Annotated in this window: 17 protein-coding genes and 1 other RNA gene; 1 reads left to right on the top strand and 17 read right to left on the bottom strand. The window is 49.7% G+C overall.

Going from position 1 to position 21,710, the window contains the following annotated elements; all coding sequences use genetic code 11:
* Positions 1–64: 64 nt before the first annotated feature.
* The 10 genes from ABCW45_RS09770 to recQ form a co-directional block, all read right to left on the bottom strand.
* Positions 65–2,365 carry a SpoIID/LytB domain-containing protein gene (locus ABCW45_RS09770; protein WP_117469849.1) on the bottom strand — a complete coding sequence of 767 codons (2,301 nt, stop codon included), beginning with the start codon at positions 2,363–2,365 and terminating at the stop codon, positions 65–67.
* Positions 2,366–2,389: 24 nt separating this feature from the next.
* A complete protein-coding gene (locus tag ABCW45_RS09765; protein ID WP_117469850.1) occupies positions 2,390–3,709 on the bottom strand; it encodes an AI-2E family transporter in 1,320 nt (439 codons plus the stop codon).
* A gap of 224 nt (positions 3,710–3,933) precedes the next feature.
* Positions 3,934–4,112, bottom strand: a non-coding RNA gene (gene ssrS / locus ABCW45_RS09760) — 6S RNA.
* Positions 4,113–4,307: 195 nt separating this feature from the next.
* Entirely contained in the window at positions 4,308–4,973 is a 666-nt protein-coding gene (locus tag ABCW45_RS09755; protein WP_242992098.1) for an HAD family hydrolase, read from the bottom strand.
* A gap of 266 nt (positions 4,974–5,239) precedes the next feature.
* The gene (locus ABCW45_RS09750) at positions 5,240–6,181 is read right to left on the bottom strand and encodes a cell wall hydrolase (RefSeq protein WP_117469852.1); all 942 of its coding nucleotides are present in this window, start codon (positions 6,179–6,181) and stop codon (positions 5,240–5,242) included.
* A gap of 301 nt (positions 6,182–6,482) precedes the next feature.
* A complete protein-coding gene (gene ybaK / locus ABCW45_RS09745) occupies positions 6,483–6,983 on the bottom strand; it encodes a Cys-tRNA(Pro) deacylase (RefSeq protein WP_021906009.1) in 501 nt (166 codons plus the stop codon).
* Positions 6,984–7,322: 339 nt separating this feature from the next.
* A complete protein-coding gene (locus ABCW45_RS09740; RefSeq protein WP_117469853.1) occupies positions 7,323–8,117 on the bottom strand; it encodes an ABC transporter ATP-binding protein in 795 nt (264 codons plus the stop codon).
* Positions 8,110–9,039 (bottom strand): ABC transporter permease, encoded by a 930-nt coding sequence (locus tag ABCW45_RS09735; protein WP_117484315.1) that lies wholly within the window; start codon positions 9,037–9,039, stop codon positions 8,110–8,112. Before ABCW45_RS09735 ends, ABCW45_RS09740 begins: the two co-directional genes overlap by 8 nt.
* Before the next feature lie 92 nt (positions 9,040–9,131).
* Complete coding sequence (locus ABCW45_RS09730) at positions 9,132–10,169, bottom strand: ABC transporter substrate-binding protein (RefSeq protein ID WP_117502962.1); 1,038 nt, start codon at positions 10,167–10,169, stop codon at positions 9,132–9,134.
* A gap of 216 nt (positions 10,170–10,385) precedes the next feature.
* Positions 10,386–12,254 carry a DNA helicase RecQ gene (recQ, locus tag ABCW45_RS09725; RefSeq protein WP_343220737.1) on the bottom strand — a complete coding sequence of 623 codons (1,869 nt, stop codon included), beginning with the start codon at positions 12,252–12,254 and terminating at the stop codon, positions 10,386–10,388.
* Between the two features lie 480 nt (positions 12,255–12,734).
* Here recQ and ABCW45_RS09720 point away from each other — a divergent pair, with 480 nt between their 5' ends.
* Positions 12,735–13,319, top strand: a complete 585-nt coding sequence (locus tag ABCW45_RS09720; protein ID WP_343220736.1) for a xanthine phosphoribosyltransferase — start codon at positions 12,735–12,737, stop codon at positions 13,317–13,319.
* 71 nt (positions 13,320–13,390) lie between these two features.
* On the opposite strand, the gene ABCW45_RS09715 is transcribed toward ABCW45_RS09720, so the two are convergent.
* From ABCW45_RS09715 to ABCW45_RS09685, 7 genes are all read right to left on the bottom strand, one after another.
* Complete coding sequence (locus ABCW45_RS09715) at positions 13,391–14,737, bottom strand: hemolysin family protein (protein WP_117469857.1); 1,347 nt, start codon at positions 14,735–14,737, stop codon at positions 13,391–13,393.
* A 266-nt stretch (positions 14,738–15,003) separates the two neighbouring features.
* Entirely contained in the window at positions 15,004–15,354 is a 351-nt protein-coding gene (locus tag ABCW45_RS09710) for a type II toxin-antitoxin system PemK/MazF family toxin (protein WP_117469858.1), read from the bottom strand.
* A 176-nt stretch (positions 15,355–15,530) separates the two neighbouring features.
* Complete coding sequence (gene alr, locus ABCW45_RS09705) at positions 15,531–16,706, bottom strand: alanine racemase (protein WP_343220735.1); 1,176 nt, start codon at positions 16,704–16,706, stop codon at positions 15,531–15,533.
* Positions 16,696–18,279, bottom strand: coding sequence for an NAD(P)H-hydrate dehydratase (locus ABCW45_RS09700; protein WP_343220734.1), 1,584 nt, complete (start codon positions 18,277–18,279; stop codon positions 16,696–16,698). Before ABCW45_RS09700 ends, alr begins: the two co-directional genes overlap by 11 nt.
* Complete coding sequence (acpS, locus tag ABCW45_RS09695; RefSeq protein ID WP_015554865.1) at positions 18,276–18,644, bottom strand: holo-ACP synthase; 369 nt, start codon at positions 18,642–18,644, stop codon at positions 18,276–18,278. Before acpS ends, ABCW45_RS09700 begins: the two co-directional genes overlap by 4 nt.
* A complete protein-coding gene (locus ABCW45_RS09690; protein WP_015554866.1) occupies positions 18,638–19,330 on the bottom strand; it encodes a redox-sensing transcriptional repressor Rex in 693 nt (230 codons plus the stop codon). Before ABCW45_RS09690 ends, acpS begins: the two co-directional genes overlap by 7 nt.
* A 276-nt stretch (positions 19,331–19,606) precedes the next feature.
* Positions 19,607–21,586 carry an ABC-F family ATP-binding cassette domain-containing protein gene (locus ABCW45_RS09685; RefSeq protein ID WP_117484320.1) on the bottom strand — a complete coding sequence of 660 codons (1,980 nt, stop codon included), beginning with the start codon at positions 21,584–21,586 and terminating at the stop codon, positions 19,607–19,609.
* Positions 21,587–21,710: the final 124 nt, after the last annotated feature.

Below are 21,710 nucleotides of genomic sequence, written 5' to 3'. Positions count from 1 at the left end.
CTGCCAAACGAAATCCACTTTTCCATTTAACTGCTGCACAGAGCTGTTTATTTTTCATATTCCATTAATTCACTTCACTAATATCCATCAGCCCGCACCCGTCATAGAAGAACTTTAAAATCTCCTGGCAGGTCTTTCCCTGCTTTGCCATGCCCTGGGCACCGTTCTGGCTCATGCCGACACCGTGTCCGAAGCCGCCTCCGTAGATTGTGAAGGTCGTCACCTGATTTTCATCGGTTCCGTTGTTCTCGATATAGATGAAACCGCTGGGAAGCGTATCCCATCCCGTAGATGTGGAACCGTCTTTCCTGTTGTATACAAGTGATACATTTCCGAGAATGCTGCGGATCCTGCTCTGCCCGGAAAATGTCTTGGAACCTTCCGTTCCAACGACCTTCAGGGTCTTCGCGTATCCACCCGCTCCCCTGGATGTGATCGTAAGTCCCGTGATCCTGCCGACCCCGCCGATCTTTTCGTCCAGGATCGTGCTGGTGGTCTTCGTGTTCCAACGGAACATCGGGAAGTCAGAGTCGTAGGCATCTGTGTTCTCGTCCTTGATAAAGCTCTCAAAGGCCTCGTTGGATGTCAGATCCAGCTTCTTCGCCTTGTTGTTGATCGTGACTGCCCTGAGGTACGGCGTGTTGGACGCATCCGCTCCCCACACACTTCCGTCGGTTCCATGCCCGTCAGATGTGGAGTAATAGAACGCCTCGATGGGATCCCCGTTGTATTCCAGAAGCTGACCAAAGGTCTCATTCACAGCGGTATCCGTGGAATCGAAGGTCAGCGTGTTGTTGTACACCTGGAAATTCGTGCTGTCATCCACATGGGCACCATAGGTCGAGTAGGCATTGCCCTGAATCTGCCTCCATGCGTAGGTTCTCGCACAGACCGCCTGGGCCTTCAGCGCCTCCAGCTCATAAGTCGGCGGCATCTCGCTCGGTGTCACCCGCTTTAAATATTCCTCGAGATCCACCTCGTTTAAGAGAAGCAGGCCGTCGCTCTCCTCCGTGATCTCCATATGTCCCGGATAGACGGGCATTCCCTGAGCGCGCTCCAGACTGTGTACCGTGATCATTCCGCCTTCATTTGCGGAACGGAATGTGAGACGCCCACTTGCGACCCTTGAATCTCCCGGTTTTATCGTCACCGTCTCCCCTGCTGCGATGGACTCCGTCTTTGCATCCTTCTCATCTCCGTACTCCAACACTGCCATGGAGTCGCAGGAAAGTGTGATCGTATCATGGAACAGTGACTTAAATCCGTTCGTCATGATAAGCACGCGGATCATGTCGATATCCGGTTTCTCCGTCGTCAGGGCCGCACAGATCTTTCCATCCGCCACCACAAATTCCTGCATGTGGTAGCCGACGAGAATATCCTTCTTCTGCTGTTCCCTGAGAACACCGTAGGTCCGATAGATCTTAAACTGATCCGCCAGCGGCACGCTGCCGTAGCCGTCGATCTCAATCTCTGTGTCGCGGACCGCAAGGACCGTTCCGGTGATCTTCTCTTTCTTCAGCACCAGTCGTTTTGGGGTTCCGCCCTTTAAGTACAGATCTCCGATCTGACCGGAGATCTCGCTCTCATCCTTTAAAACTCCCTTTACCGGAAATTCCCTCTGGATATTTCCGATAAAGACCGTCACTGTCTTTCCGGAGAATCCCGAGATCCAGGCATTCTCGTAGACGATCTCGTCCGAGACCATCTCCTCCACCTTTAAGATCTCATCGTCTCTCGCCAGAAACCGGATCTTCTGGTCAATATATCCGTCGAGGTAAAGTCCCTCAAACTGAAAAATACCGTCCCTCGTGTAGGCTGTCCATGCAGGCGCACCATCCACATTGTCCGGTGTTCCGTAAAGGTCCGTCTCCACCTCGGCCACAGCTCTGTCCGGATCCACCGCCGCGCGGAACGCGTCATAGAACTTCCAGAAATTCTCACTGGAGACCGCCTTTTTCGCCCGGTCACCGGAATCCACATAAGAAAGGAGCGCATCTGTTTCCCCTTTTCCCTCTTCCGATGCCTTTTTTGCCCAGTCCGAAAGAACCGCGTATGTAACTGCGGACGTAGCGCTCCGCTCGTCCGCTTTGACCGATCCGCTGTCAATATATCCCTGACCATAGAGGTAGTCCATATATTTCACATACCACTGGTCCGATAGATCTTCATCAAAATTCGACGTCTCCGGCGCATTTTCAAGAATTCCATTCCCCGACTCCAGTGTCAGTGCCACCGTCCGGGATGCCGCTGCCAGGGAGACTCCATCCTCTTCCCTGTCCAGAAGTACGATCACGATCAGCAGAACCACGATGAACGTCGTGACTCCCGCCATCCAGTTTATCAGTTTCCTTCTCTCGTTCATAATTCCTTTCCCGACCAGAACCAGCTACTGTTCGTCACCGTGTTTTTTATACTCGCCGTTCTGTTCGTCGATCCGCTTCAGATTTACATAGTCCTCTTCTTTTATGCTCAGACTCTTCTTTGAAAGGAGATATTCCTGAATCTGATTATAAATATGAATGATGACTGCCATCAACGGAACCGCAATGATCATTCCCACAAATCCGCACAATCCGCCGAACAGCAGGATCGAAAACAGTACACCAAAGCTGGAAACACCTGTGGAATTTCCCAGGATCTTCGGTCCTAAAATATTTCCGTCAAACTGCTGAAGCACAAGGATCAGCCCAATAAAGTACAGACACTGTTTCGGACTGATGAGGAATACGAGGATCGCGCACGGAGCTGCTCCAATAAATGGTCCGAAGAACGGTATCACATTCGTCACTCCGATGATCACGCTGATCAGCAGCTCATACGGCAGCTTAAACAGATGCATCAGGATAAAGCAGAGAATTCCGATGATCAGGGAATCGATCAGTTTTCCGATAATAAAGCCGGAAAACGCTTTTTTAATAAACTGGAATTCAGCCACAACGATATTGGCCGCTTTCAGTGGAAGAACGGAATAAATAAATTTTTTTCCCTGCGCTGATAGGGATTCCTTGATATTTAACAGATAGATCATAACGATCAATCCGATCAGCATGTTTTTTGTCAGCGTGATCACATTCATGACTCCGCTGGATACGCCGCCGACAATCTTCTCAATATTCTGGAAGTTCTGGAAATTGGAGAGATTCGACATTAAGTCCGTCTCCATCCAGCTCTGAAAATACTGGGCTGACTGCTCGTAAATATTTAAGATTGCCTGCTCCACCGGCGGGTTGTTCACGAAGAATTCCGTCAGCCAGTCATACACGTTCTGGAAATAAACCGGCATCATGTTGATGATCCCCACGATACTGGAATAGAGCTGCGGGATGATCATGCTGGAAAGGCTTACGACCACCACGATCAGAAACGCAAGGCTTATCACTGTTCCAACGGCTTTTCCAAGGAAATTGCCGAAGGATTCACTCTTGAACCGTTTCTTTGGCGCGATCTTCTTTTCCTCGTCCTCTTTTTTCTTGTCGTCATCGTGCACATACACGACTGTATTGTAGCACCGGTTATAGACCGGAGACATTAAAAAAGCAAGTACAGCGCCGTAGATCACCGGTGCCAGGACAAACCGTACTTTTCCCAGAAAGGCAAACACTGCATTCCTCTCCAGAAACAGAAAGACGACAAACACCGCTGCGATCAGTACCAGGATTGCCGTCACCCCCATGTAAATGTATCGTTCGAACCGTTCATTTTTCATAAAAAAGTTTCTCCTTTGCAGTTGTTTCTTCCATTCATATCATATGTATCGAAACCTGTTTGCACCCATAATATCATACTTCCCATGTTTAGAAAAGAGCATTTGCGAAATCTAAACCCCCGTCATGCGCGGAAATCATGCGTCGTTCATCCATGTAAAATAACGCCATGTTATATCCCACTATATGAAAAGAAGCAGCGATCTCTCGCTGCTTTTTTATCTTTCGCAATCCCAAAATGCCGTTTCCTGAATAATTGACGCCTAGCAATGCTAGGTGGGCATCCGCACTTAAACATCTGCCTTCCACTCTTTGGAGGCCTGACATCCGTTCAAAAATATAGGAATCCCGTATGTCAAAATGTAGGTTCAAAATAGACAGGAGTGTCGAACATCCCAGGAATCACATTCCCTTTAACTGAGAACTATTATAGCGCATCACGGATCATTTTTCAAGTTCCATTTCCTGGTGTCATGTATTTTTCTGCGACTCATAATTACAACTCCCGACATAGCTGTAAACCGGATCTTCGATCCCTGCTGTACTGTCTGTCTTGTCTTTAACACAGACAAAGCATCCCAAATATCGGCTGATCTTTTTTTACATCATACCTTTTAAGAGCTTTGCTGTCTCCTCCGGTGTCTCACAGAGGTAATCTGTCCCGGCGCTCTGGAGTTCTTCACGGCTTCCATATCCGTAAAGCACGCCGATCACGGAAAGTCCCGTTTTCTTCGCACCGTATACATCATGTTCCCGGTCACCCACCATGATCACGGAAGGCTTCTCCTCCTCGCTGATGCAGTTTTCTTCCAGGACATAGCGGATCACATCGTCCTTATTCACACGCGCTTCATCCATGGACGCGCCGCCGATAAATTTAAAATACTCTGTCAGTTGGAAATATTCCAGGACTTTCTTTGCGGTCTCCTCCGGCTTCGATGTTGCCACATAGAGTTCGAGGCCAGCCTCCTTTAAGGTCTTTAACATATCTTCCACGCCATCGAACGGCGCATTATCCATCCAGCCTTTCACATCGTAGTATTCCCGGAACACATAGATCGCATCATTTGCGTCCTTATCTGAAAAATTATAATATCTCTTAAAGCTGTCGAAGAGCGGCGGTCCCACAAACGGTTTCAAGACCGAAAGGTCATCCACATGGATGCCGTAATGTTTCAGCGCATACTGAACACCCCTCGTGATCCCTGGCATGGAATCCGTCAGTGTGCCGTCAAGATCAAAAAATACTCTTTTTAACTTCATCATTTTTCCTCTTTCACGTATTTCCAATTTCATGAGTTTTATTATCCCATGCCCCCATTTAAATGTCAATTATAAAATCCTGTACTGCCCTTCCGCCAACCTCCACTATTTTCCATGGCTATCGACTTTTCGTTTTCAAACCGACAGAATATATCACCTGTATTCTATTTCAGATCTGCAGCTGCAAAAAAGCGGCACCCACCAGAACCGCTTTTTTACGGTTCTGGCACATGCCGCCTTTCCCTTATCCTTTTTATCTGACCCGGAGTTTACCGGAAAAACTCGTGATTTCCATGTTTAAACAGGAATTCCAGATGTCTGTCAAACCAGCTGGCGTTCTTTTTTGATGACGCATGCCGGTTCATAAAATACAGGGCACCGTCCGTCAGATCTTCACCTGAGAGCGCCCGCCCTACGGCCTCCACCGTCTCGGCTGTGACCCTGCATCTCTTGATGGAGCCGTTGGACACCGGTGAAAACTGGTGTTTCTGGTAGACAACTTTCGTGATCGTGTTCGGGAATGAGTCATTCTCCACACGGTTTAAGATCACGTTCGCCACCATGACACGGCCTTCCATGTCACAGTTTCCAGCTTCCGCCTGCACGATCCGTAGAAGAACATCGTAGTCGCTGTCAGAGTAGCCGGTGAAAACTTCCCTTGCAGGCTCCTCCGCCGCAGTCTCTTCCGCTTCCGCCTGTACCTCTGTCACAGGTGAGCCTTCTGCTTCCGCCTCAACCTGCACAGCTCCGGTCTCTGCGTTTCCCGCAGTTTCCACTTCCGGCCCCGCAGACTCATCCTGAGCCCCATTGCTCTCGTCTGCTTTTTCCGAAGCTCCTGCGTCCTCGGCGCTGTTCTTATCATTCGTCTCTGTATTTTCAGTTTCTCTCTCGATATCTGCTTCCGTCTCCGCGGATGATGCTTCATCCGCCGTCGTCTCATCCTCTAAAACATTTCCGTCTGTTTCCGGAAGAGCAGTATCTTCTGTCTCCTCCAGACTGTCTTCATCCGAACCTCCCTGCGTCTCTGCAAACGCTACGATCGCGTTTTTGCCTCCGCCCTGGAAGTCCACCGCTGTAAATGGAATCACTGCAATCAGTGTTGCGCCCATCGTGAGAATTGCCGCATTCCGGTGCATCTTCTTTGTCACACCGGTGAAGAGTGATTTCACAAACTGAAAGACTGTCTGAAGAAATGAGTTCCATGGATTCATTTTTGAATACCCTCTTTCTCCGTCCTGTCGCCGGTTGTTCATTCCGACCGTTTTCCGGCCGGTGTCTGTGATTATAGGAGAATGAGAGGGCAAATGTCAATAAGCCATGGCCAACTTTGTTACATTTTACAGCCCGTTTTTTAATGATTGTTACATTTTATTAATATCTTTTCCAAATATTATCGGCATAAAACCTAAATTTTTGGTGGTATTGGCAAGTATAAAATATTGCAAATGTTACAATTTTGTTAAATATTGATTCCCCACTTTCAGGTGGTTTCCGATAACTTTTTCATTTATGTTAACCATTTTGCTGCAAATCCAGCAGTTTTGCTCCCACATAGTCCGCGAGAGTCTGCGGGGAAAGCAGTACCTGGAATCCCCTCTGGCCCGCGCTGACAGCGATCGTTTCGTATTTTAACGCCGCCTCATCAATAAAAGTCGGGAACTTTTTCTTCATTCCGATAGGAGAACAGCCACCGCGGATGTACCCCGTTGTGGCTAAAAGATCCTTCATCGGAAGCATCTCCACCTTCTTATCTCCCGCCGCTTTCGCCGCCTTTTTTAAATCTACTTCACCGTCCACAGGAATACAGCAGACGAGAAATCCGGTGCGTTCTCCCTTCAGTACAAGGGTCTTAAACACGCTTCCATGATCCACACCCAGCATGTCCGCCGCATGGCTTCCGGAGAGATCGTTCTCATCCACCGGGTACTCCTTCGCCTCGTAAGGGATTTTCGCGGCATCTAAAAGCCGCATCACATTTGTCTTTGTTTTATCATTTTTTGCAGATCTGCTCATAAATATTTCCTCCTGAACACAGCCTTTTCCCTGCGCCGCATCTGCCCGCAGTCCGGTATTTAATCCTTTTAGGCTGCACATCATTTATACAACGGAATACGCAAAAAAGCAATAATAAAGAATGTGCCTTGGCACATTTTCGCGCCTCGCGCGGTCGCTTGCGACAATCTACATCTTCGCGCGAGTGCGCATCATTGGCACATGAGTGCCTTTTATGTAATAGAGAATTCCTCGGAATTTCCTATTACACAAAAAACGGCAGCAAACTCTGTAATCTGCTTACAGATATCCGCTGCCGTTTATCTACTTTTCGACCTGTTTCTTCTATATATATGGCCCCTACGACAGGATCATACGGTCGTTCGCAAGTTCGCCGCCTGCAGCTTCCTCAAACTTCGCAAGAAGATCCTGGACTGTCAGGTGTTTCTTCTCCTCTCCGGCCACATCATAGATCACGTGGCCTGCGTTCATCATGATCAGACGGTTCCCGTGGGCGATCGCATCGCGCATGTTGTGAGTGATCATGAGTGTTGTCAGATGCTCACTGTTTACGATCTTGTCGGTTGTCTCAAGAACCTTCGCTGCCGTCTTCGGGTCGAGGGCTGCCGTGTGCTCGTCTAAAAGGAGAAGTCTCGGCTTCTTTAAGGTTGCCATGAGAAGGGTCAGCGCCTGTCTCTGTCCGCCGGAGAGAAGTCCGACTTTTGATGTGAGGCGGTCCTCAAGACCAAGGCCTAAGATCTTTAACTGCCCCCTGTAGAACTCACGCTCTTTTGCGGTGATTCCGGCCTTCAGAGAACGTGTCATTCCTCTTCTTGCTGCTAATGCCATGTTCTCCTCGATCTGCATGGTGGCAGCCGTTCCTGTCATCGGATCCTGGAATACACGTCCGAGATACTTCGCACGCTTGTGCTCCGGGAGCTTTGTCACGTCGATATCATCGATGGTGATTTTTCCCTCATCCACAAACCACGTTCCTGCGACCGCATTTAACATGGTAGATTTTCCAGCTCCGTTTCCACCGATGACGGTGACAAAATCGCCTTCGTTTAAATGAAGATTTAATCCGTTTAACGCAGTCTTTTCATTGACGGTTCCCGCGTTGAAGGTTTTATAAATACTGTGAAGATCAAGCACGAGGTGCACCTCCTCTTTTTACCGGTTTAGAGAAATATTTGCCTTTCATGTACGGGATCGCAAGGAATACCGCAACGACAAGAGCTGACAGGAGTTTTAAATCGTTGGAATTTAATCCCATCCAGAGTACGACCTGAAGGACCAGATAATAAATGATTGCACCGAAGGCAACGGAGAACAACTTGAAACCGAAGTTCTGGCTGATCTTTCCGAATACGACCTCACCGATGATAACGGCTGCGAGACCGATCACGATGGCACCGCGGCCTGCGTTGACATCCGCAAAGCCCTGATACTGGGCATATAAGCCGCTCGCAAAGGCAACGATCCCGTTAGAGATCATAAGACCTAAGATCTTTGTAAAATCGGTATTGATGCCCTGGGCACGTGACATGTTCTGATTGGAACCTGTGGCACGGATGGAGCATCCGATCTCTGTTCCGAAGAACCAGTAGAGGACCGCGATCAGGATCACAATGATCAATGCCGTCACGAAGATCGTGTTCCTGTAAAATGCGACTCCCTTTACATAACGGAGAGACACTAAAAGATCATACTTATCCACACTGATGGCCTGATTTGCCTTACCGCCCATAATGCGGAGGTTGATGGAGTAGAGACCAAGCTGGGTCAGGATTCCCGCAAGGATCGCCGGGATCCCCATCGCCGTGTGAAAGATTCCGGTCACAAGGCCCGCGATCATTCCCGCGATAAACGCCGCAAACAGGGACACTCCCACAGAATGTCCGTTTAACATGAAAATGATGCAGACAGCACCTCCCGTACACATGGTTCCGTCCACGGTAAGGTCTGCAAGATCGAGGATCTTATATGTAATATAAACGCCGATCGCCATGATGCCCCAGATGAGTCCCTGTGCACAGGCACCCGGCAATGCATTAAACAATGTTGCAAAATTCACGTTTCTTTCCTCCTATGGCTGATGATAACAAACAGGGTGACAAATTTTTTTGCTGTTTGCCACCCTGATGTCCTCATAATTTCAAGTCGTTATTATTCTTCGATCACAACGTAGTCATCCGGAACCGTGATTCCAAGTGCCTCACAGTTTGCCTTATTGTATTTCTTTGTTACCTCCGGTGCAAACTCGATCGGCATTTCCTTTACATCTTTGCCGTCCATCAGGATCTCTGCGCCCATCTCACCGGCTTTGTATCCGATGTCGTAGTAGTCGATGGAAAGAGTTGCAACGCCGCATCCGGAGCAGATTCCTTCTTCACCTGCAATTACCGGAACTTTCGCCGGAAGGCAGATATTGTTTATGATCTCTGCATTGGAAGCAGCCGTATTGTCAGTCGGAACATAGAGAACATCGTTCTCTCCTGCTGCTGTTGTTGTTACGGAAGCGATATCGTTGGAGTCTGCGAAGGTGTATTCCTTACAGGTATATCCGAGATCCTCAAGATATCCTTTTACGGTTGTTGCCTGATATTTGGAGTTCGGCTCTGCGGAGCAGTATAATAAGCCGACATTCTTTGCCTCCGGGAACAGCTCGTTGAGCATTGCAGCCTGCTGGTCAAGTGGAGCGAGATCGGAGGTTCCGGAAATGTTAAGACCAGTCGTACCGGTCCAATTATCGATGTCAAGAGCAGTCGCGTAGTCCGTGATGGAGGTTCCGAGGATCGGGATCTCGCTGGTTCCTGCCGCTGCGGCCTGAAGAGCTGCAGTCGCGTTTGCAAGAATCAGATCAACATCGTTGGAAACGAACTGGTTGATGATCGTTGCGCATGTTGCAGAATCGCCGGATGCGTTCTGAAGATCAAATTTAACATTGTCACCGAGTTTATCTTTTAATGCAGCCTCAAAGCCTTCTGTCGCCGCGTCAAGTGCCGGATGCTGGACTAACTGGCAGATACCTACGTTATAAGTCTTGCCGTCCTCTTTTGCCGCCTCAGTGGAAGCTGCTGCCGCAGCTTCTGTTTTTGCCTCTGTGGCTGCTGCTGTTGTCTCCGCTGTGGAACTGGATCCACAGCCCGTCAGTGCAGAAGCCGCAACGACGGCTGCCATTGCAAGTGCTGTTACTTTTTTCATAATATCGATCTCCCCTCAATTTTTCTCTTTTCGGAATCCTTTCCTTCATGCGGAATTCCGTTCTTAAATGCGTTGTTGCGTTACGCTTTAACGCGTGTGAGTGAAACTGTCATTATCATACACCCGTTTCTGTGATTCGTCAAGTCGATTTCCTATTTTTATCTATGCAAAAAGCGCATAAATTTCGATATTTCGAAACTTTCTGCGCTTTTAAATTTATAATTCCCCACTCAAAGAGTCCCTGATTTTATCCAGGAACCTCTCCCCGTACTTCTCAAACTTAAACTCACCAACGCCGGAAACCTTCAACATTTTCTCCTTATTTTGGGGTTTTACAAGGCACATATGTACCAGCGTCTTGTCGGAGAATACTATGTAGGGCGGGACTTTTTCTTCCCTTGCGATCTCCCTGCGAAGTTCCTTTAAGAGGTCGAAAAGCGTCGTCTCCTTCTCTGTAAAGTTCTCGCTTCCGGCCGTCATTTTTGGCTTCTTCGCACTGGAAGTCTTCCCAGTCTTCATTCTCTCCTGCTCCTTCGGGAGCTTCATCATGACTTTCTCATCTTCGCCGTTTAAGAGGGCCGCCGCGTTCTTTCCGAGTTTTACGATGGCGTACTCGTCGGATGTCACCACAAGATATTCCTTCACCTGGAGGAAATTTAAGACCTGGCGCAATCTGTATGTGGGAACCTTCGATGACTCTCCGTAATGGGAATTCTCATCCATGTGGTAATTTCGGATCTTCACCGTCGCTGCCCCGTGGACAGTATCCAGGATCACCGTGGTTCCATACCGCTCCCGGCACTCTGCGACGCAGCCCACGATAGCCTTCGCAATCTCCGTCACATCCATCTCCTCAAACTGTGTCTTGCAGTTCGAGCAGTTCCCGCAGTATCCGCTTCCATACTCCCCGAAATACCGCAGGATATACTCTCTCAGGCAGTCGTTCGTAAAGCAGTAGAACGTCATCTTTTTCAAGCGATCCCGGTCTCTCTCCGCAACGATCGCTCTCGTCACATCGTCAAGCTCCTCATTATCCCGGTTGTTGTCGATAAACATCTGGTTTGTCACCACATCTCGGCCGCCGTAGAGCAGCAGGCAGTCCGCCGGTTCCCCGTCACGCCCCGCGCGGCCGGCTTCCTGATAATAGCTCTCCATGTTCTTCGGCATATTGTAGTGGATCACAAAGCGGACGTTCGACTTGTCAATTCCCATGCCGAAGGCATTGGTCGCCACCATGATCTGCGCCCGGTCGAAGATGAAATCCTCCTGATTCTGTTTTCTCTCGCTGTCGGACAGTCCCGCGTGGTATCTCGTCACGGAAAAGCCGTCCTTCATCAGCTTCTCCGTCACCTCCTCCACGAGTTTTCTCGTCAGGCAGTAAACGATGCCGCACTGACCGGCGTGTTCTTCGATATATGTCTTTACCGCCGCATACTTGTCCTTCGGGCTCTGGACCTCGAAATAGAGGTTTGGACGGTCGAATCCTGTTGTCGTCACCACCGGATCCTGGAGTTTCAGGAGATCGATAATATCATCCCGAACCTCCGCCGTCGCCGTTGCCGTGAAGGCGCTGACTACCGGACGTTTCGGGAGTGTACACAAAAATTCTTCTATTTTTAGGTAACCGGGCCTGAAATCCTGCCCCCACTGGGAGACACAATGGGCCTCGTCCACCGCCACCATAGCGATCTTCGCGTGGACGGCAAAATCGAGAAATTCCGGTGTCAGAAGGCGCTCCGGCGCGACGTAGATGATCGGATATCGACCCTCGCGGGCATATCCCAGCGCTTTATAATACTGCCCTGGCGTCAGGGAACTGTTTAAATAGGCCGCATGGACTCCCGCCTGGTTCAGCGCGCTGACCTGGTCCTTCATTAAGGAAATTAACGGTGAGATCACAAGCGTAATTCCCCCGTTCTCCCCTGCCATCAGCGCCGGGATCTGGTAACAGAGCGACTTTCCCGCACCCGTCGGCATGATTCCAAGTACGTCCCTGCCGGAGGTGATCGCGTCGATCATCTTTTCCTGTCCGTCCCGGAAAGCGTCATAGCCGAAATACTGTTTTAATACCTCATATTTATCCATAAAAGCATAATACCTTTCCAAATCTGATAAAGTATCGAGCAAAGTCTGCTATTGAAGCATTATTCAAATGGAACATAAAGAAAAACGATGCCGCAACGCAGCTAAGAGCATATCGAATATCAGATCATTCAGAATCAAGAATTTATTGTTGTTCCATAATATCACGCTCCTGCTCTCCGTGCAAGCCCGCAGTCCATAAACTTTTATAAAAGATGTCGCTTTTCCATCCCTGTGCCCATTCATTTTCCCGTTACTGTTCACGCTTTGCGCAAACAGTAACTGATTTTGCCGATGCTTCGCATTCCGAATCGGCAAAATCCACTACCACCACTGTATTGTACGGAATTTTCAGTTCAGAAAATTCCTACCCGTGTACAGTAATATTTTCCCCGGCTTTTCATCTTGTAATCTCCCCCCAATATTGCTATAATTGGATACAATACAGATACACCCGAAAAGGGGAATTACGGAGGAAAGAACATGAACTTTTTAGAAGAGCGTATCACGAAAGACGGTGTTGTAAAAGAGGGAAACGTATTAAAAGTTGACAGCTTTTTAAACCATCAGATGGATATCGAACTTTTTGACGAGATGGGCGCGGAGTTCAAGCGCCGTTTTGCCAATGAAAATATCAACAAGATCCTGACCATCGAGGCATCCGGTATCGGTATCGCCTGTATTGCGGCAATGCATTTCCATGTGCCGGTCGTTTTCGCTAAGAAATCCCAGAGCGTAAACCTTGACGGCGAAATGTATGTTGCTGAGGTAGAATCTTTCACCCATAAATGTAAAAATCAGGTCATCGTTTCCAAGAAATTCCTTTCCCCGGATGACCATGTTTTAATTATCGATGACTTCCTTGCGAACGGTTATGCCCTTCAGGGACTGATCTCCATTGTCCATGAGGCGGGCGCTACAGTTGAAGGAATCGGCATCGTGGTAGAAAAAGGATTCCAGATCGGCGGACAGGTCATCAGAAATCTGGGCTACCACTTAGAGTCCTTAGCCATCGTTGAGTCCATGGACCCGGCTGCCGGCACTGTAAAATTCCGCGAACAGGACTAATGTAAAAACGGATACTTTCGCTTCCGGCAGGAATGCCGGAGTGCAGAGTATCCGTTTTCTATTTCTTCTTTCTATTTCTTCTCTTCTTTCGGTAACGGAATCGCAAGAACCGTCTGGATCACCTTGTTCTCCACTTTCATGATCTTTAACAGATAGTCCCCGATCCGGACACTCCCCTTCTCTCCCGCTTTCGGGATATGCCCAAGCCTGGACACCATGAAACCGTTCAATGTGTCAAAGTTATCCTTATCTTCCTTATCAAATTCCACCCCAAGAGTCTCCTCCACATCATCTAAGAGTGTGAGACCGGTAAGCTCATATGTACCATTCTTTCTGGAAACGATATCTGGCTCTTCCTTATCATACTCGTCCAGAATATTTCCGACGATCTCCTCTAAGATATCCTCCATCGTGACGATACCCGCAAGCTGACCATACTCATCCACGACCAGCTCAATATGGATCTTCTGGGACTGCATCTCCTTAAAGAGAGAGTTGATATTCTTCGTCTCCGGAATAAAGTGTGGACTTCTGAGCAGACCCTTGATCTTTTTGATCGGCGTATTTAAATGTTCTTTCGAGTCTGTATAATGAAGCATGTCCCGCATGTGGAGAATACCGATGATATTGTCGATATCTTCCTCATAAACCGGGAATCTCGAGTAGTTTGCTTCCTTCACAACGAAATCCAGCGCTTCCTTAAGCGTGATCTCCCCGTCCAACGCAAGGACAGCCGTGCGGTGCGTCATGATATCCGCCGCCACTTTATCATCGAACTCGAAGATATTCGTGATCATCTCCGCCTCACTGGCCTCTAAGACCCCCTGCTCATGACCTTCATTGACCATATACATGATGTCTTCCTCGGTCACATTGTCATCTTTTTCGCGGATATTGATGCCCACCGCCTTCAGGGAGATATAGGCGAACTGATCCATCAGCCACGCGAACGGAAACAGAAATTTCGCCACGAGCTCCACCAGTGGAAGCACCTTATAGCAGAACCGGATCGGACTTTTCGCAGCGATGCGCTTCGGGATCACGATCCCCAGTCCCGTGAGCAGAAATGCGATTCCCACAAGTCCCGCGACATATGAAATTCCAACGGCTGCCAGATGCGGCAGCTTTGTGCGCACTCCGAGCAGTGCCGTCAGATTTCGTACCACAAACAGCAGGGAAGACGCTCCCATTGCCAGTGTCAGGATACTCGTTGCCAGCTGGTTTGTGCGGATAAAGAGATACGGATCCTCCTGGATCTTCAGAAGCTTTTCCGCCCTCTTATTCCCCTCGTCGCGCTCATCCTCCAGTGCACTGGTGTTCAGCGCCTGAACCGCCGCACCGAATCCGTACATCACCGCAAACAGGATCACCGATGCGGCAAATAAAACAATTCCTATCCACGAATTGCCATCGTCCATGAGAATTACCTACACTCCTTTATCATTTTCAGTACTGCATCCAGCCGTTTCCAGATCCACGGCTGAATTGTTTCAAAGATCCATTCCAAATCGGCTGTGCCGATAGGATTTTTGCCTTCTATTCTAAGTTTTCTTACGGTCAGCGCAGTAAATGCGCAGACCTACTGAACAGTTACTATTTGTCCACTATAGCATTAAATCCATGCCCCGTCAAGGAATACACCCGCGATTATGTAACAGGTTCCGCCCCTTTCACAGGCATTTTCCTAATAGCCTCCAAGTTCCAGGCTGACCTTCAGCGCCTCGTCCACCCGGCCTAACAGCTCCCCGTCGATATGGCAGATCTTTTCCCTGAGCCTCTGCTTGTCGATGGTCCGAAGCTGTTCTAAAAGGATCACAGAGTCCTTCACCATGTCACAGTCTCTGGCGGAAAGCTCCACATGGGTAGGAAGTTTTGCCTTATTCATCCTTGATGTGATCGCCGCGCAGATCACCGTGGGACTATGCTTGTTCCCCACATCGTTCTGGATCACGAGCACAGGCCGCACGCCTCCCTGCTCCGAACCGACTACCGGTCTCAAATCCGCATAATAGATATCGCCCCGTCTGATAATCACAAGTCTCACACTCCGCCTGAATTTCTATGCGGTCAGCAGATCCGGGGCTGTGCCTGCACCTGTCCCCGGCGGCTGCCGCGCTCCCTCAAGAAGCCTGCAACGCGTGCTTCTTATAGTCCAGAGTATTTCCCACTTATGATATTTTATTCAGACGTACCGGTTTTCGAGCATGACCGTCAGAAGCCTTCGTACTCCTCATCCCTGCACATCATGCCGCCCACTTCTTTTCCATTCTTCACGTACCGCCGCGGCACACGTTTTCCTATCAGGCATGGGATCTCGTAATGGAATCCGCCGGAAATCTCTGCAAGCTCCTCCATAGTGATCTCCTGATTCCCGTCTCTGCCCACAAGAGTCACAGAATCTCCCTCTTTGGCCTCCGGGATCCCCGTAAGATCCGCCATAAACTGGTCCATACAGATCCGTCCTAAGATCTTTGCCCGTTTTCCATGGATCAGCACCTCTCCTTTTCCGGAAAGATTTCTCGGATAGCCATCCCCGTAACCTGCAGAGACCGTAGCGATCCGCATCGTCTTCTCCGCCTTAAAGGTTCCGCCGTAGCTGACCTCCGTTCCCGGTCCGATCTCCTTGATGTAAGTGATAAAGCTTTTTAACGCCATCGCCGGTTTCAGAGAAATGATATCCTGTTTTACCTCATCCGACGGGTACAGGCCGTAGATCGTGATTCCCGCGCGGACCGCGTCCATGTTAAAATCCGGGAGTTCTACGATTCCGGCGCTGTTAGAACAGTGACAGACCGGGACAGCCACACCGGCTGCCTTCACATCATCGCAGAACTCGCGAAACCGTCTGTACTGCTCCCCTGCATTCGTCTTATCTGCCTCGTCTGCCCGTGCGAAGTGGGTAAACATACCGGCGATCCTGAGAGCCGGAAGCTCTGCGATCTCCTTTACGATCTCCACGGATCCCTCATCCGGGAAAAGTCCGATACGGCTCATTCCCGTATCCACCGCGATATGGATCTTCGCGGTCTTTCCCTCTGCCACAGCGGCATCTGATAATTCTTTTGCTCTCCGGTATTCAAACATAGGCAGACTGATGTCGTTTTCAAGACATTCCTGATAGCGGCCGGCTGAAACCGGACCAAGACACAGGATCTCTTTTTCGATTCCATGTCTCCTGAGCTTAAGCCCCTCATCCACCGTTGCCACCGCGTACCCACAGACAAAACGGTCGATGGTCCTCGCCACCGGAACTGCCCCATGTCCGTATGCATCCGTCTTTACCACGCCGTACATCTTCGTTCCCGGACGAAGATGCTCCTTCATGGCCTCCATATTTTCTTCAATACGCCCGAGATCAACCTCTGCGTAGATTCTGTCAAATTCCATCTCTGTATACCTCCGAAAGGCAATCTGCGATCTCTCCAGCTAACACTCCGTGGACTCCAAAGTGTTTCTCAGCGGCCTCACCGGCGAGACCGTGTACATAAACGCCAAGGGCCGCCGCGTCACTCTCCTCCAGTCCCAGCGCTACGAGCCCGGCGATCACGCCCGTAAGCACATCACCGGAACCGCCTTTGGCCATAGCCGGAGTCCCGCTTCCGTTCACGAATGTCTTACCATCTCTTCCGGCGATCACCGTCGCTGCGTCCTTTAAGACGCATACTACGCCGTACTGATCCGCGAACTCTCTGGCAGTGCGGACCGGATTCTCCTTCATTTCTTCAATCTGAATTCCTGTAAGCCGCGACATCTCCTTCATATGCGGCGTCACAATAATATTCTCCGTAAAATAACCTGTCAGTTCCCGGTATTCCGCCGCAAGATTCAGGGCATCCGCGTCAAGAATGATCGGAACATAGGCGTCCTTCAGGACATTTTCCACCATGCATCTGGCATAATCTTCCATCCCGATCCCGGGTCCCAGAACGATCACATCGGCCCATTCCGTCTCCCTCGCGATCTTTCGCGCAAAGTTTTCCGGGTCTTTCTCGGCCTCCTTCGTGTCGTAGGTAGCTAAAATGGCCTCTGGAAGCTTTTCCTGTACGATCAGCCGGTTCTCCTCCGGGGTAAAGACCTTTACGAGGCCGGCTCCCATCCGGTATGCCGCTCTGGCGGAAAGCAGGGAAGCCCCCGCCATATTCTTCGCTCCTGCCATCACAAGAACCTTTCCGTATGTTCCCTTATTAGAGTCAGCCATGCGGGCCGGGATCCTCAAAAGATCTTCCCGATCCAGCATCTGGACATGCTTTTCTCTTTCTGCGCTGCTCTCCGGCACAAAGCCCACATCTTTCACGAAAAGATGTCCGCAGAGCTCCCGCCCCGGAAACAGCACCTGTCCAAGCTTCTTTTCTCCGAACGTGACCGTCACATCCGCGCGGACTGCATCTCCCATCACGCTTCCGTTATCGGAGCTGATGCCCGACGGGATATCGACAGCAATGACTTTCATGTCTTCCTGTCCATTGATCCACCGGATCAGCTTCCGGTATGCGCCCTCCACATTTCTCGAAAGGCCGATCCCGAAGATTGCGTCCAGGATCACGCCCCGGCAGCTTCTTTTTCTCTCCCCGGCCTTTCTAAACGGCTGCGCCGGGATCTTCTTTTCCACCGGGTCCGACAGATCTTCCGCCGTCATCACCGGGATTCCCAGCCGTTTTACGACATTTAGCTGGGCTTCCAGCTCCTCGCTTCCTTTTCCGTCCCGCTGCGGGAAAACGATCTTCACATCGTACCCCTTTAAAAACAGCATTCTGGCGGCGGCAACCCCATCCGCCCCGTTATTTCCAAAGCCGCAGACGGACCAGACGGTCCCTGCCTCTTCTTTTTCCAGTATCTCCTCTGCTTTCTCTGCAACTGCCATCGCTGCCCGTTCCATCAGGACTAAGGATGGAATCCCATACCCTTTGATGGACCTTGCATCGAACTCTTTCATTTCTTTTCCACTGAGAACTGCTTTCATCCGGCCTCCCCCTCTCCGACGGCAAACGCCATCGCATGGTCCTTCGTGTCTGAGATCGACACTTCGATCTTTGTGATCCCGAGATCTTCTGCTGTTTTTGCGGCTCCCTCATGAAGCTCCACATAGGGCTTTCCAAGAGGGTCTCTTAAGACCTCCACATGAATCGGCATAAACTCCCGGAATCCCGTTCCAAACACCTTCGCCACTGCTTCTTTAACGGCAAAAGTGCCGGCAAGGACCCGGGGATCTCCCTTTGCCTGCCGGCGCTCACGCTCGGTATAAATACGCGACAAAAAAGCCTCTTTATCACAGGCTTTTTTTACGCGCTCAATTTCGATCAAATCACAGCCAACTCCAATCAACATGTCTCATTGGTTCCCGTCTGTTCTGCTTTTTCCTTTGCTTTCCGCTCCCGCTCATCCTGCATGCTGCAGACACGATAGGAAAGTCGCATCAGGCTCTCGGAGAGGTGGACATTCTCAACGACCACATCATCCGGAACATTTAGGTCGGTATGGGCAAAGTTCCAGATCGCCTTGATTCCGGCCTTTACCAGGCGCTCTGCGATCTCCGGAGCCTTGGACTTCGGGATCGTGAGGGCTGCGATCTGCACCTCGTTATCGATAATAAACTGTTCAAGGTCATCGATCCCGCGGATTTCCACACCACGGACCACGAGACCGATCAGCCGCGGATTGGTATCGAACATTCCCTTGATCATAAATCCGCGCTTCTCAAAATTTGTGTAATTGGCGATGGCCTGTCCAAGGTTTCCGGCTCCGATGATAATGAGGTTGTGCTGTCTGTCGATTCCTAAAATCCTTGCGATCTCCGTGTAGAGATACTTAACATTATATCCGTATCCCTGCTGGCCGAAGCCGCCGAAATTGTTAAGATCCTGACGGATCTGGGACGCCGTCACCTTCATTCTGGCGCTCAGCTCATTGGAAGAAATCCTTTCGATCCCCTCCTCCATCAGCTCACCCAGATATCTGTAATAGCGCGGAAGTCTGGAAATAACCGCCTTTGAAATCTGTCTTTCGTCTGTCATTTTCTGGTTTCACCTTCTCAAAACTTTCATATAACGATGGAATCTATTATACTCATATCTATATTATTTGTCAAATCCTTGTCAAAGAATTTAGGCGAATTGGGGCTGGAACTGCCCTATCCCATAAAAAAGAAAATGTCCCGCCCATGATCTCCCCGACCGGACGGAACATTTTTCTTTTGAGTATATCTATATCTGTTCAACAGGTTTGCTGCTGTTCACACCCTGCGCAGGCAGCAACGGACCTGAGACTCAGCGGATATTAATGATTGCTGCTTATTCAGCCAGCTCCTCCCACTTTTCATACAGAGTCTCAAGTTTCCCTGCGATCTCCTCTTTTTCTTTATTTAACTCCATGAGCTTCGCCACATCGGAGAAAACACTCTCGTCGCAGAGAAGCCCGTCGATCTCACCGTCTCTCGTCTCGAGTCTGTGGATCTCGTCCTCGACCTTTTTCAAGTCATTCTGACGTTTTCTCTGGCGGGCCTGCTCTTCCTTCTGGGCTTTCCAGTCAAGCTTTCCGCCTGCGTCCGCGCTGCTCTCCGCCGCTTTTCCGGAAGTTTCAGCCGCCGCTCCCGTCTTTGATGCGCCGAATCCGACGATTCCGCCGGTAGGCTCCACATTCTCGGTCCCGAAATGGGCGTTCATCATGGCCTCATGTTTTTCCAGATAATAATCGTAGTTACCGATATAATTCATCATCCGCTTTCCGGTGAGATCCAGGATCCTCGTCGCGGTCTTATTGATAAAATACCGGTCATGGGAGACGTAGAGCACCGTACCGCCGTAATGGCTTAAGGCATTCTCCAGAATCTCCTTCGAAGTGATATCAAGATGGTTCGTCGGCTCATCGAGGATCAGGAAGTTCGCCTCGGAGAGCATGAGCTTCGCAAGGGAAACACGGCCTCTCTCGCCGCCGCTTAAGTCCCCGATCCGCTTAAACACATCGTCCCCGGTGAAGAGGAATGCCGCTAACGTACTTCTGATCTGGGTGTTGGACATTCCCGGGTAGGCGTCGGAGATCTCCTCAAACAACGTCTTCTCCATATGAAGGACCTGATGATCCTGATCATAATATCCGATGTGGACTCTGGAACCAAGAATGATCTCACCGTCATCCGGCTCCACAAGCCCGTTGATGATCTTTAAGATCGTGGTCTTTCCCGTTCCGTTGTCACCGATAATAGCGACCCGTTCCCCGCGCTTTACATCGAAATTCAGGTCTGTAAATAATGTCTGGGAACCAAAGGACTTCGCCAGACCGTTCACCGTCAGCACATCGTTTCCGCTTAAGATATTCGGCTCCAGGCGGATATCCATGGCGTCATTGACCTCCGTCGGCTTCTCCAGGACTTCGATCTTATCTAACATCTTTTCCCGGCTCTCCGCTCTCTTAATGGACTTTTCCCGGTTGAAGGATTTTAACTTTTCGATGACCGCTTCCTGGTGCTTGATCTCCTGCTGCTGGTTTAAGTATGCCTTCATCTGGATCGCGCGCATCTGCGCCCGCTTCTCGCTGTAGGCCGTATAATTTCCGGAGTAGACCACAGCATGCCCATTATCCAGCTCGATGACCTTCGATACGATCTTATCAAGAAAATACCGGTCATGGGCAACGATGAGAACGGCACCGCGGTAGTTTAAGAGATAAGTCTCCAGCCATGCGATGGATGACATATCAAGATGGTTCGTCGGCTCATCGAGAAGAATGATATCCGGGTTTGTGAGAAGAAGCTTGCCCAGAGAAACTCGTGTCTTTTGTCCGCCGGAAAGCGTGGAGATCTGCTTGGAGAACTCCTCCTCCGTAAATCCAAGCCCCTTTAAGACACCTACGATCTCACTCTTCCAGGCATAGCCGTTAATGAGTTCAAACTCATGGCTTAAACGGCTGTACTGATTCATCATGGTCTCCAGCTCTTCCCCGGATGCCGTCTTCATGGAATTTTCCAGATCCCTCAGACGATTTTCCATGGCGATGACAGATTTTTTTGCGTCAAGCATCTCCTCGTAAATGGTCCTGTGGCTTAAAAGATCCTGGTTCTGTGCCAGGTAGCCCAACGTCTTTCCGCTTCCCAGCACCACCTCACCGGAATCAGGCTGCAGTTCACCTACGATTATTTTTAAAAGCGTCGATTTTCCCGCGCCGTTGATGCCGACGATGGCAGCTTTTTCATGATCCTCAATATGAAAGGAAGCGTTCTTGATAATATCGTCGCTTCCGAATGATTTGCAGATATTGCTGCAGGATAATATCATAAAATCCTCCTGTTTCTATCACTGTAACAGCCTCACAGCCGCATACTTTTTGTACACCGCAGTTATTTTTACAACTGCTCTTTTATCTTTCAACCGCAAATACAGACTCTGTATTTGCCGGCAT

This window comes from Pilosibacter fragilis (genome assembly GCF_032490495.1).
GTDB classification, from domain to species: domain Bacteria; phylum Bacillota; class Clostridia; order Lachnospirales; family Lachnospiraceae; genus Pilosibacter; species Pilosibacter fragilis.
The sequence above is the reverse complement of the archived record's forward strand: the minus strand, read 5'-3'. Positions and strand labels throughout refer to the sequence as shown.

Coding starts and splice junctions, on each gene's coding strand:
- ABCW45_RS09690 (WP_015554866.1), bottom strand. CDS start 19,330: ATGACAGACGAAAGACAGATTTCAAAGGCGGTTATTTCCAGACTTCCG.
- acpS (WP_015554865.1), bottom strand. CDS start 18,644: ATGTTGATTGGAGTTGGCTGTGATTTGATCGAAATTGAGCGCGTAAAA.
- ABCW45_RS09685 (WP_117484320.1), bottom strand. CDS start 21,586: ATGATATTATCCTGCAGCAATATCTGCAAATCATTCGGAAGCGACGAT.
- ABCW45_RS09750 (WP_117469852.1), bottom strand. CDS start 6,181: ATGAATCCATGGAACTCATTTCTTCAGACAGTCTTTCAGTTTGTGAAA.
- ABCW45_RS09700 (WP_343220734.1), bottom strand. CDS start 18,279: ATGAAAGCAGTTCTCAGTGGAAAAGAAATGAAAGAGTTCGATGCAAGG.
- ABCW45_RS09770 (WP_117469849.1), bottom strand. CDS start 2,365: ATGAACGAGAGAAGGAAACTGATAAACTGGATGGCGGGAGTCACGACG.
- ABCW45_RS09755 (WP_242992098.1), bottom strand. CDS start 4,973: ATGATGAAGTTAAAAAGAGTATTTTTTGATCTTGACGGCACACTGACG.
- ABCW45_RS09715 (WP_117469857.1), bottom strand. CDS start 14,737: ATGGACGATGGCAATTCGTGGATAGGAATTGTTTTATTTGCCGCATCG.
- ABCW45_RS09720 (WP_343220736.1), top strand. CDS start 12,735: ATGAACTTTTTAGAAGAGCGTATCACGAAAGACGGTGTTGTAAAAGAG.
- ABCW45_RS09765 (WP_117469850.1), bottom strand. CDS start 3,709: ATGAAAAATGAACGGTTCGAACGATACATTTACATGGGGGTGACGGCA.
- recQ (WP_343220737.1), bottom strand. CDS start 12,254: ATGGATAAATATGAGGTATTAAAACAGTATTTCGGCTATGACGCTTTC.
- alr (WP_343220735.1), bottom strand. CDS start 16,706: ATGGAATTTGACAGAATCTACGCAGAGGTTGATCTCGGGCGTATTGAA.
- ABCW45_RS09730 (WP_117502962.1), bottom strand. CDS start 10,169: ATGAAAAAAGTAACAGCACTTGCAATGGCAGCCGTCGTTGCGGCTTCT.
- ybaK (WP_021906009.1), bottom strand. CDS start 6,983: ATGAGCAGATCTGCAAAAAATGATAAAACAAAGACAAATGTGATGCGG.